Origin of the sequence: Methylomonas aurea (assembly GCF_024505045.1) — a bacterium.
Classification (GTDB): domain Bacteria; phylum Pseudomonadota; class Gammaproteobacteria; order Methylococcales; family Methylomonadaceae; genus Methylomonas; species Methylomonas aurea.
This window is the reverse complement of the sequence record NZ_JANIBM010000012.1, coordinates 56,166-67,951: the sequence shown is the minus strand read 5'-3', so window position 1 is coordinate 67,951 and position 11,786 is coordinate 56,166. Positions and strand designations below refer to the sequence as shown.

The window sequence follows — 11,786 nt, the reverse complement described above, 5'->3', positions numbered from 1 at the left end:
TGCTTTCCTCTCTTGGAATTCTTCGAAAATGAATCATGTCGTTCTCTTTCGTTGAGCAACTCAGGCCGGCAAGTTATTAAACTTCCGTAAACTCTTATCTACTATGGCTTCCGGGAGGAAACGGCGCAGGAAACGTACTTGGCCTGCTTGCTTTCCGGCGGTATAGCGCCTTCTGGGTGTTGCGGCGGTCGCGGCTTTCAACACTGTATAGGCGACCACTTCAGGGGCATCGCCTTCGTTCACTCCCTTTTGCATCAGCGCGGCCATGTTGGCACGCACCGAGTCATAGACGGCAAGCGGCTGATCGGGCTTGGTAATGCTTGCTTCGAACGCAGTGCGGGTAAACGCCGGTTCAACCAGAACCACCCGGATGCCTAAGGTGCGCAGTTCGTGGTCGAGCGATTCGGAATACCCTTCGACGGCATGCTTGGTCGCGGCATACAGCGCGTTGTAAGGCGCCGGGATCAAGCCCATTACCGAGCTGATGTTGACGATTCTGCCTTTTCTTTGGTTGCGCATGGTCGGCAACACGGCGTTGGTCACGCGGGTGATGCCGAACACGTTCACGTCGAACAAAGCCTGGGCCTGCGCAGTGGACGACTCTTCCGCACCACCGAGCAAGCCGATGCCGGCATTATTGACCAGTAGGTCTATACGACCCGCCTGCTTCAAGACCTCAGCGACCATGTTCTTTACCGAGGTTTCGTCGGTGACGTCGCAGGTCAACATCGTGATGCCGGCTATGTTTGCTGCCGCCTTGCGGCTGGTTCCGAAGACACGGTAACCCGCTTGTTGCAGGGCCTTGGCCGTTACCAGCCCGATGCCCGAAGATGCGCCGGTGACCAGGGCTACAGCGTTGTCTTTATTGCTCATATCGAATCTCCTTTTGAGGGTGGATAGTCTGTCGACTAAGTGTTACTATCATTTTGAAAGCAATGTTACTATCAAAAAGAAACTTAGTCACTACTAAAAAAGTATGAACGATAAAAATAGTTGCGCCGACCCTTGCCCGATTGCTCGCTGCCTGGCGTTCCTCGGAGACACCTGGAGCCTCTTGATACTGCGGGACGCCCATATCGGCCTGACCCGCTTCGATCAATTTAGGAAAAGTCTGGGCATCGCGCCGACGATTCTGACCCGGCGGCTGGCGACGTTAACAGAGGAAGGATTATTGGAAAAACGGCTGTATTCGGAACGTCCGCCGCGCGAGGAGTATGTGCTGACTGCCGCCGGCCGCGACTTTCTGCCGGTGCTGGTCATGATCGGTGCCTGGGGGCATCAGTATCGCGGCGAAGGTCCGTTGGTGCGGATACAGGATGTCGAAACGGGGGCAGATATTAAACCGGTGGCCATCGACGAGATTACGGGGACAAAGATAGGCACTCGGCCGCTGCGCTTTGTGCTGCCTGATTGTGACGACTGATACAGCGGTTTTGCTATAAACAAGCGTCAGTGGAATGCAGTGCTGCGATCTACAAATGTCGGTTAAACGGATTGGAGCAGACACTGGAAGTGAAAAATACGTCCGTCGCCTGTGGGTCGTCATTTGCCCGTTCAAAATTGATAGCAGCCGAAAACATACGGCTGCTATTTTTTGGAGGGGCTAAATTTCTGTCTGTTCAGAAATCTCCAGCGCGTCGTCGCCTTCAATGCCGAGATACCTTACCGTACTTTCAAGTTTAGTATGGCCCAGCAATAACTGAACGGCACGCAGATTCTTTGTCCGACGGTAAATCAACGTAGCCTTAGTCCGTCGCATCGAGTGCGTACCACAGGCAGCTGGATCAAGGCCAATCGATGTCACCCAATGCTCAACAATCCGGGCATATTGCCGCGTCGAAAGATGTGGCGAAGCATGAATTCGACTTGGGAAAAGATGCTCATCGGATTTCAATTGAGCCTGACTAATCCAATTTGCCAGTGACTCTCTGGTTTGTTCCGTTATTTCAAATTGAACCGGTCTATGCGTTTTCTGCTGCATTATGATCGCGCGGGAAGACACTCGACCCCCTTGAGCAACATCGCTGACTTTAAGCTTGACCAGATCACAGCCCCGTAACTTGCTATCAATGGCAAGATTGAATAACGCAAGTTCTCGCGTGTTCTTGGCCATCTGCAGCCGGATACGGATAGCCCAGATTTCCTTCAATTTTAGTGGCGATTTCTGTCCAATCAATCTGCCTTTGTTCCAGGGCGAGTGTTGATTGCTTATATTTTCTTGGTTCATGACGATCTCCTAACTGTTGTTTAAGGAGATTTATTGTCATGCTATGGTCTGGATCGGGCGCTGACCGGCCATAACTTGCCAGTCGTGAATTCTTCGTTAGTGGCGGTTTAACTTTAAAAAACCGCCACTCCAGAAAACCATTTAACAACTGCATTGTTGGATTGTTATCTGTTGAGAGACGTCTCTATACTTCTGCTGTGCTTGGTAACGCTCTATCGCTACGCGAGCGTTGAACAACATACGTTCGGGACCAAGGCGGTCGGCAAAACCCGAACGGCGGACAACCTCAAGTACACTGGGATTTAGACCCACCAGCCAGAGCGTGGCGCCGCCATCGGTCGCGCGCTTTTCCCGCTCCATCAGCATTTGCAGCGCTGAGTACTCAATATCCTGAACTCGACTCATATCCAGTACCAGGACTCGTGGCTGATATTGAATCACTAAAGCCCGAACCTGATCTGCAATTTGCTGCGTATTCACGAAAAAAATGCGTCCCTCTGGGCGCAGGATCAACAGCCCTTCGAAGGTTTCATCGTCTGGGTGTTCGGGTGACAGAGGCCGTAGCACGTCATTTCCGCGCTTACGTCCAATCACATATACTGTTGGATTGGCGGCCTGACTGACTAATCCGATCACGGATACAATGATTGCGACGATGATGCCTTTCAATGTGCCAAAGATCAAAACGCCGATACAAGCGACAACTGCCCAGCCAAACTCCATCGTGCGTACCTTACGGATGGCGATAAATTCCTCTGGCTTGATGAGTCCAACCGAATAGACGATGACAACTGCCGCCAGTGTAGCGTGTGGTAAAAAGCTCAGTAAGGGCGCAATCAAAAGCATGGTTGCCAAGGCTGTGCTTGCCGTTACCAAAGACGCTTTCTGCGATTGGCCGCCGGCAGCGCGTATAACTGCGGTTTGTGTTGTGCCTCCTCCAGCCGGCATCGCTCCATATAACGCACCACCGAGATTAGCTGCTCCCAAGGCGACCAGTTCTCGATCGGCATTGATTGTAGGCTCGGCGCTATTTGCAAATGCGCGCGCCGCCGCGATAGATTCGGTGAAGCTCATCAATGCGATACCGAGAGCACCGGGTACCAACTCCTCGATCAGTGTCAGATCCGGTAAAGTTAGTGACGGCAAGCCTTGTGGAATGATTCCGACAATTGATACACCCTGTGTATTCAAGTCAAAAAACCATGATACTGCAATGCCTACGCCGACTGCGACCAGAGGAGCCGGAGAATGAGGCCATAGCCGTTCCATGACGCTCAGCACGGCCAGTGTCCCGACGGCTACCGCCAACGTGATCAGCGAGCTTTCCGGTATGTGATGTATGACACTGAACAAATCACGGAAGAAGCCATGCTTGGCAATATGGACGCCTAATAGTTTTGGCAGTTGATCTAGCACGATCACGAGACCTATTCCCGTCTTGAAACCGGTCAGGACAGGAGAGGAAATGAAGCTGGCGACGAAGCCCAAGCGTAACAACGAAGCTAAAATCATCATAATGCCGACCAGACCGGTTAATGTTGCAGTCGCAGTCATCAAACTTGCCGGATCGCCATCCGGCGCTACCAGAGCAAGTTGGGTGCCGGCCAAGATCCCTAGTGTAGTAGTCGAGCTAACACTGAGCACACTCGATGTGCCCAGTAGTGCATAAATAATCATTGGGATGAAGGCTGTATACAGGCCTACTTCAACCGGCAAGCCAGCTACCGTTGCGTAGGCCATTGCCTTGGGTAGAATCACTGCTGTGGCTGTGAGACCTGCAATCACGTCGAGGCGAAGCGTTGCGAGCATGGACTGATGGCTAATCGCTGGGGCTTTCGGATGTTGGTTCATGATTATTGTCTCCAGTTACCGCGTAAATCAAATATCGGCAGTTTACGCGGGCTTATACTGCCTTTTCATAGCTAACTCGATGAACAATGCGACCCTTTCTTGGTTTTGTGGGTAAGCCCTCCTAACCCCATTCGTTACTTTCCGACCGTCTTCTTTATCGCCGCCATCTCGACATCGGCACCGTTCAAAACGTCTTTGGTTATGTCACCCATACCTTGAATGATTCTGGCTATACAGCCCGTCCAGCCGGTCTGGTGACTGGCGCCAATGCCGGCTCCGTTGTCACCGTGAAAATATTCATAAAACAGCACTAAGTCCTTCCAATGGGGATCGGTTTGAAACTTCTCGCTTCCGCCATAAACCGGACGACGGCCGTTGTCATCGTGGAGGAAGATATTGGTCAAGCGTTTATTGAGTTCCTGCGCCACCTCAAAAAGGGTCATATACTGCCCCGATCCGGTCGGGCATTCCACCTTAAACGTGTCTCCATAGTAACCGTAGAGACGCAGGAGTGAAGCACTGAGCAAGAAATTAACGGGCATCCATACCGGTCCACGCCAATTAGAGTTACCACCGAACATGCCGGTGTTGGAATCGCCCGGCAGGTAACCAACGCGGTATTCCTTACCCGCATAGTGAAACACATACGGATGCTCCTGGTGATAGCGAGACAAGGAACGGATTCCGTAAGGACTGAAGAACTCATTTTCGTCCAGCATCCGTGCCAGCACCCGACGCAATTTTTGCTCGTTGAACACCGACAACATGCGGCGACCTGCTGCACCAGGCTGACTGGGCAAATGCATATTCGCTAAGAGTTCGGGGTGGCGACGGCAGAAGGCTTGCGCTCGCTGGACGAAGTTGGGCAAGTTCTTAAAATCAGTTTCTTCAAATAATGCCACGGCCGCTAGCGGTAGCAATCCGACCATCGAGCGGACTTTCAGACGCGTTGCAGAGCCATCCGGGAATCTCAAGACATCATAGAAGAACCCGTCTTCTTCGTCCCACATTTCATCCTGCTGTTTGCCCAGCTTATCCATCGCCCCGGCTATCCACATCGTATGCTCGAAAAATTTGCTAACAAATTCTTCGAACAGGGAATCGTGAACAGCCAGTTCGACCGCAATCCGCAACATCTGTTGGCTGAAAAAGATCATCCAGGCCGTTCCGTCCGCCTGTTCCAGGAAGCCGCCAGTAGGTAGCGGCGCGCTGCGGTCAAACACACCAATGTTATCCAGCCCCAAAAAACCGCCCTCAAACACATTGTTGCCGTTTCTGTCTTTGCGATTCAGCCACCAAGTGAAGTTCACCAGCAGTTTCGAGAAGGCATATTTGAGAAAGTCAATATCGCCTTTGCCGTCATTGCGGGCCTTGTCCATCAGATAGATTTGCATGGTGGCGAAGGCATGCACGGGCGGATTGACATCGCCAAAGTTCCATTCGTAAGCCGGGATTTGCCCATTGGGGTGCAGGTAGTCGTTGCGCAGCATCAAGTCCAGTTGGGATTTGGCAAAATCCGAATCTACGATTGACAATGGCAGCATATGAAATGCCAGATCCCAAGCGGCAAACCAGGGATACTCCCACTTATCCGGCATAGAGATAATGTCATCGCAACAAACGTGGAACCATTCGCTGTTGCGAATCCGATGGCGCTGTTCTGCTCCCGACCAAGGAGTAACGTGATGCTCCTCGAGCCACTTGTCCACCTCATAATAAAAATATTGCTTCGACCACAGCATGCCGGCCAGGGCTTGGCGCATCAGATTGGCTCGATCAGGATCGATTGCTTTGATTGCTGAGGGAGTAATGAAGTCATAAAAGGTATCGGCTTCCTGCAAGCGCGTTTGGAACACCTCATCAAAACCCGATAACGGCTTGCCGAGCTGGGCAGGCGGGGTGCTGGCCAGGCGCAGGCGGATGACTTGGGTTTCTCCAGCACCCACTGTCAGTTGATGGTGAGGGGCTGCTTTGGTACCTACCTGAGCCGGATTGACCGCATCCTGTTGTCCATGAATTAGATAGTTGTTGATGCCGTCCTTGACATAGGGGCTAGCATTCTGTCCACCGAACAGGCGGACGTTATTGGTTTCATTCTCGGTAAACAACAAAGGCACGTTGCCATCACAGTACAAATAATAGTCGCTCAGGAACTCCTGAAACAGCGGATCAGTATGCTGGGCATGAATAACGCTGCCGGCAGCATTCTCGACTTTATGCAGTATGGGTTTAGTACCACCATCTGCCCAGGACCAAGTATTGCGAAACCAGAGCGTCGGCAATACGTGCAGGGTCGCGGCTTCAGGCCCACGGTTACTGACACTGATTTTAATCAGGATGTCTTCGACATCGGCTTTAGCATATTCGACGAAGACATCGAAATAGCGGTCATCATTGAAAATCCCGGTATCGAGTAGTTCGTATTCCAATTCATCACGGCTGCGTTTGCGATTGGTATTGATCAAATCTTCGTAGGGATAGGCGGCCTGCGGATATTTGTACAGATATTTCATGTAGGAATGCGTAGGCGTACTGTCCATATAGAAGTAATACTCCTTGACATCTTCGCCGTGATTGCCTTCGCTGTTGGTCAAACCAAACGCACGCTCCTTGATAATCGGATCGTTGCCATTCCAAAGCGCCAAAGCAAAACAAAGAATCTGATGGTCATCCGAAATGCCACCCAAACCGTCTTCACCCCAACGGTAGGCCCGCGAGCGGGCTTGATCGTGGGTAAAATAATTCCAGGCATCGCCGTTGCCGCTATAGTCCTCCCGTACCGTACCCCATTGCCGTTCGCTTAAATAAGGCCCCCATTTTTTCCAGGGATATTTTGAGTCGCGAGCTTCTGTTAGTCTGATATGTTCGGGTGTCATTGGGCATCAAGAGGAGGTATGCTTAAGAATGAACTTATTCTCAATTAATCTAGGTTTTTCACAAAATATACCTCCTGACACTGCTGATTTAGACTGCGACTCGTCTGTTCAAATCTTTCTTCGGGAAAACGTCATCTAACAAAATCCCCGGTCTAAGGCAGAACTCTGGCTGTCCTTTGACGTTTTACAGAAGCTAAAGACCTGGAGATATTTTTGTTCAAAGACTGTTCATGGGCAATCAGCGGTCACTCGATTTTAAGTGCTGACGTCCGCTTGGGGTCGAGACCCGTCGATCAAGCGGTACACCATTTCGTTAATTATGAGATCCGACAGCTGCAATTCCAGGGCGATGCGCTCGCGCCACCCCGAGTTACCGTAATAGCCGCACGGACGATATCAGCCAATCCCGATATGCTGGGAGAACTCGGCGTAATCGGCCGCTTTACCGAATATTTTGCCGTCGAAAATATACCCGGCCGCCATGACCTCGCCGCGCCAGCCGGCAGCGAGCGGCAGACTCCAACCCAGATAAGGTTTGATTTCGGCATCGGCGTAATTTTTATAGTGGCGGTCGTCGAAACTGGCTTGAGAAACGCCCGCGCCGGCGAACCAACCGCTCGCATCCTGGTAATCGAGTCGGCCCTGAACTAACGGAGTGCCCCGGTTTTTGGAATAGCCCCGGCATAGGTAATCGCTAGCCACGACCAATTGGCCGTGCCATTGGCCGTCGGCAAGGCAAGCTTGGCCGAACGCCGGCAGCGCCAGCAAACTCGTCAGCCAACCCTTGAGCATACCTTTGCCCGGTGCCATGGCCTTATAAACAAAAACCGATAAACATCGTAAAACCTGCAACCTGTTTCAGTAAAACCATGGCAGCAAGCGCCAACGACGCTTCCGGTAAACAAGATAAGAATCGCCGAATTCTTGTTCCAGCATGCGTTCCTCAATTTTTATCCGGTTTGCCACGGCCCAGCCCGAACACAGCAATAAACTGCACAGCGCCAAACCATCGCCCATTGCCAATCCGGCTGCGGCCAACGCCATTAACAGGCCGGTATAGGCCGGATGCCGCAACAAACGATAGGGCCCGTCCTCGATCAAGCGGTGCCCATTCAAAATCGCCACATGGGTCGTAAAAAACCGGCCCAAACCGATCACCGCCGCATAACGCAGATACAAGCCGCCGGCAAAGATCGCCAAGGCCAATATTTGCCGCGGCAGATAGGCCAGCGGAATTGGCAACAACGCCAATTGTTTGAACAGCAGCGCCAATATCAGCCCGAGCGTAATCATCAGCCATAGCCGGCGTTGCGAATGGCGTTCGGCGAAGGCGATTTCGCTATCCGCCGAACTCCGGCGTCGAGCCAGACCAATCTCGGCGCCGACCCAAACCAGACAAACCAAAAACCAAAAAACCCTCACCCACGTCACTGCTTGCCCTCCTCCGGCTGGCGGCATAATCCTTTGCCTCGCGTCTCGTTACCTCGTGTAACATACCCCAATTTGCCGAGCGCCATGCAGCCCATTATCGAACTGAACCAGGTCTACAAGGATTATCCGCAAGCCGGCGGCCGGCAAACGGTGTTACACGGCATCGATTTACGCATTGCCGCCGGCGAATTCGTCGCGATTGTCGGGCCGTCCGGCAACGGTAAATCCACGCTATTGAATCTGATCGCCGGCATCGACCACCCCAGCCGCGGCGAAATCGTCGTCGCCGGCCACGCCCTGCAAAACCTCAGTAACGGACGGCTGACACGCTGGCGCGGCGAGTATGTCGGCATCGTGTTTCAGTTCTTCCAACTGCTACCGGCGCTAAGCCTGCTGCAAAACGTGATTCTGCCGATGGACTTCCTCGGCCGATTGGGCAAAACGCAACGCCGCGAGCGGGCGCTGCAATTACTGGACAGCGTCGGCTTGAGCGGCGCAGCCGACCGCCTGCCGAGCCAGGTATCCGGCGGCCAACAGCAACGGGCCGCCATCGCCCGCGCCCTGGCCAACGATCCGCCGTTGATCGTCGCCGACGAACCGACCGGCAATCTGGACAGCGCCAGCGCCGACGCGGTGTTCGATTTGTTCAGTCATCTGCGCGACCGCGGCAAAACCCTGCTGATGGTCACCCACAACGAGGCGCTGGCCGATGCCGCCAGCCGCAAACTGGAAATCCGCGACGGCCGGCTTTACGCCGACAGCCACTGGGCACCGGCTTGAGCGCGCTGACCTACAAATTCCGCGCCGATTTATGGCGCCATAAAGGCCGCAGCCTGCTGGCGGTCGCCAGCATCGCCATCGGCTTGTTTGGCGTCGGCACCATATTCGGCATGATCGATTTATTGCTGGCGAAAATGGATGCCGCCCACCGCTTGTCGCAACCTTCGCATATCAATATCCTATTGCGTAACGCTGCCGACTCGGCGCTACTGGAGCAAATTGCAGCGCTGCCGGACATCGCCGGCGTCGAAGGGCTGAATCCGGTGGCGGTGCGGTTCCGCCCGACGCCGGACGCCGCTTGGCAAAGCGGCAGCCTGATCGTCAGAACCGATTACGCCCGTCAGCTATACGACAGATCCGCTTTGGTTGCCGGCGACTGGCCTGTATCGGGCAAACTCGCCATCGAAAACCTGTCGGCACAAAACACCGGCCTCGGCCTTGGTGGCAACGTACAATTGCAAACCGAGCGCGGGGAGCTCAGCTTCCCGCTGGACGGCATAATCCGCCATCCCTTCGTCAAACCACCCAAATTCGGCGGCCAGACCGTGTTTTTCGGCAGTGCCACAGAAGCCGAACGATTCGGCATCGATCCGCACCGTTTTCGCCAACTGTTGGTGCAAATCCGCCAACCTTACAGCGAGGACAAGGCCCGGGTTGCCGCATTGCAAATCCGCGCCCTGCTCGCCGAACGTGGAATCGCCGCCAACGCCACTTTATTCCAGGACCCCGATCGGCACTGGGGCCGGCCGTTTCTCGCTGGCATCAACGGCGTCCTGGAAATCATGGCCTTGGCGGCGTTGGCGTTGTCCGCCAGCCTGATCGTCAACACTGTGTCGGCGCACCTCACCCAACAAACCGACCAGATCGGCGTGATGAAGGCGGTCGGCGGCGGTAGTCTCGCCATCGCCGTGTTGTATCTGAGCGAAACCTTGCTGCTGGCGCTTGTCGCCATCCTGTTCGCCGCGCCGCCCGCGGCGCTGGCCGCTCATCTCGCTTCATGCCGGCTGCTGGCTATTTTCAATATAGATTGCGGCGGATTCGAACTCCCCTACCGAGCTCTGTCGTATCTGGTCGCCGGCGGCTTGCTGGTGCCGTTGTTGGCCGCAGCCGGGCCGGTATGGCGCGGGACGACGATGACGGTACGCGCTGCGATCGCCAGCTACGGCTTGGCCGCGGATTTTGGCACTTACCGGCTAGACGTCTGGTTGCAAGGTCTGGCCGGCCGTTGGTTGCCTACCGTTTACGCCGCGGCGCTCGGCAATCTGTTTCGCCGCAAAACCCGGCTACTGTTGACGCAAATCGTACTGGTCGTGGCCGGCATCGCTTTCCTGAGTCTGATGAGCCTGATCGCTTCAGTCAACCTGACCTTGGACAACGAAATGGCCCGCAGCCGATACTCCCTGAAATTGGGCTTCGCCAGCGACCAACCCAAGCAAATGCTGCAGGAAGCGATAAAAGCGGCCGATCCGGCCTACGCCGTCGAGACTTGGCGCCGCCTGCCGCTGGAACTCGGCCGCGACCAGGGCGTTTTCCGCCAAAAAGGCAGCCTGGGCCTGCAATTGCTCGCGCTGCCGGCCGGCAGCGCGTTCTATCGCCCCCGAATCGAGAGCGGCCGCTGGCTGCAAGCCGACGACGCCGGCCGGGATGTACTGGTGATGAATGCCGAAACCGCGGCCTTGAACGGCATCAAAACCGGCGACATGGTCGAAGCGGCGATCGGCCGATACAGGCAAACTTGGCAGGTCGTGGGTTTGTACCGCTGGCTGGCCGGGAGCCAATACGCCGTGGAACCGGTCTACGCCCCGCTGGAGACCATCGAAAAAGCGGTTGGCGGCGGTTTCGCATCATTGGCGCTGGTCGCTACGCCGGCCGGGACTCGGGAGGACGAAGCCAACCGACTGCAAAGGCTCGGCGAGTTGCTGCAAAAACGCGGCGCCGTAGCGGACGTTTACAACACGCAAGGGCTGCTGGAACAGCGCGACTTCTCCCGCAACCAATTTCGACCGGTGATCGGCGCCTTATCCGGTCTGGCCGTCATGCTGGCTGCGGTCGGCGGCATCGGCCTTTCCGGTACGCTGGCGATCGGCGTACTGCAACGCAGTCGGGAAATCGGCGTATTGAGGGCCATCGGTGCACCGTCGCCGACCCTTTCTCGGCTGTTCATGCTGGAAGGCCTGTTCCACGGCATTCTGGCCTGGTTGGTCAGCGTACCGCTGGCGTATCGGGCCGGCGCACCGCTGGCCAAACGCCTCGGCGAAACCATGCTCGGTTTGAGTCTGGACTATCGTTTCGACATCGCAGCGGCCGGCTATTGGCTGGGCTTGATTCTGGTGTTGGCGGCTGCGGCGTCGTATTTCCCGGCGCGGAAAGCGGCAAAAATGGCGATCCAAGATTGCCTGTCACACTGAATGCCGGCTTTGCTCCCGACCGGGCAAGCACTTGCATCTCGTTTGCCGGCTGGGGCCGGTAAACCTAACCGCCCCGCACCGTTAGCCGTCGCCGAAAAAACGGAACTTGGCGGCAAAACACCCGGCCTTGGCCGTAGCGCCGGCTGCAGAAAGTGGCCGGGTAGCCGATAATGGAGGATAACGACGAGCCGCCGCGACTGCTCGATCAAACCC

General features: G+C 55.1%; 9 protein-coding genes. 3 read left to right on the top strand and 6 right to left on the bottom strand.

Annotation, left to right across the window (positions count from 1 at the left end; all coding sequences use genetic code 11):
* Window positions 1-60: 60 nt before the first annotated feature.
* Window positions 61-873, bottom strand: a complete 813-nt coding sequence (locus tag NP603_RS11845) for an oxidoreductase (RefSeq protein ID WP_256611089.1) — start codon at window positions 871-873, stop codon at window positions 61-63.
* Between the two features lie 103 nt (window positions 874-976).
* On the opposite strand from NP603_RS11845, the gene NP603_RS11840 reads away from it, so the two are divergent.
* Complete coding sequence (locus tag NP603_RS11840) at window positions 977-1,423, top strand: winged helix-turn-helix transcriptional regulator (protein WP_256611088.1); 447 nt, start codon at window positions 977-979, stop codon at window positions 1,421-1,423.
* 180 nt (window positions 1,424-1,603) lie between these two features.
* On the opposite strand, the gene NP603_RS11835 is transcribed toward NP603_RS11840, so the two are convergent.
* From NP603_RS11835 to NP603_RS11815, 5 genes are all read right to left on the bottom strand, one after another.
* Window positions 1,604-2,227 (bottom strand): tyrosine-type recombinase/integrase, encoded by a 624-nt coding sequence (locus tag NP603_RS11835; protein WP_256611087.1) that lies wholly within the window; start codon window positions 2,225-2,227, stop codon window positions 1,604-1,606.
* 141 nt (window positions 2,228-2,368) lie between these two features.
* Entirely contained in the window at window positions 2,369-4,078 is a 1,710-nt protein-coding gene (locus NP603_RS11830) for a SulP family inorganic anion transporter (RefSeq protein WP_256611086.1), read from the bottom strand.
* 134 nt (window positions 4,079-4,212) lie between these two features.
* A complete protein-coding gene (locus NP603_RS11825) occupies window positions 4,213-6,954 on the bottom strand; it encodes an MGH1-like glycoside hydrolase domain-containing protein (protein WP_256611085.1) in 2,742 nt (913 codons plus the stop codon).
* Between the two features lie 396 nt (window positions 6,955-7,350).
* Window positions 7,351-7,746, bottom strand: coding sequence for a TorF family putative porin (locus NP603_RS11820; protein ID WP_256611084.1), 396 nt, complete (start codon window positions 7,744-7,746; stop codon window positions 7,351-7,353).
* Window positions 7,747-7,812: 66 nt separating this feature from the next.
* Window positions 7,813-8,376, bottom strand: coding sequence for an isoprenylcysteine carboxylmethyltransferase family protein (locus NP603_RS11815; protein WP_256611083.1), 564 nt, complete (start codon window positions 8,374-8,376; stop codon window positions 7,813-7,815).
* Between the two features lie 93 nt (window positions 8,377-8,469).
* Between NP603_RS11815 and NP603_RS11810 the strand changes: the two genes are divergently transcribed.
* Window positions 8,470-9,165, top strand: a complete 696-nt coding sequence (locus tag NP603_RS11810; RefSeq protein ID WP_256611082.1) for an ABC transporter ATP-binding protein — start codon at window positions 8,470-8,472, stop codon at window positions 9,163-9,165.
* Window positions 9,162-11,573: an FtsX family ABC transporter permease gene (locus tag NP603_RS11805; RefSeq protein WP_256611081.1), complete on the top strand. Its 2,412-nt coding sequence runs from the start codon at window positions 9,162-9,164 to the stop codon at window positions 11,571-11,573. Before NP603_RS11810 ends, NP603_RS11805 begins: the two co-directional genes overlap by 4 nt.
* The last annotated feature ends 213 nt before the right edge of the window (window positions 11,574-11,786 follow it).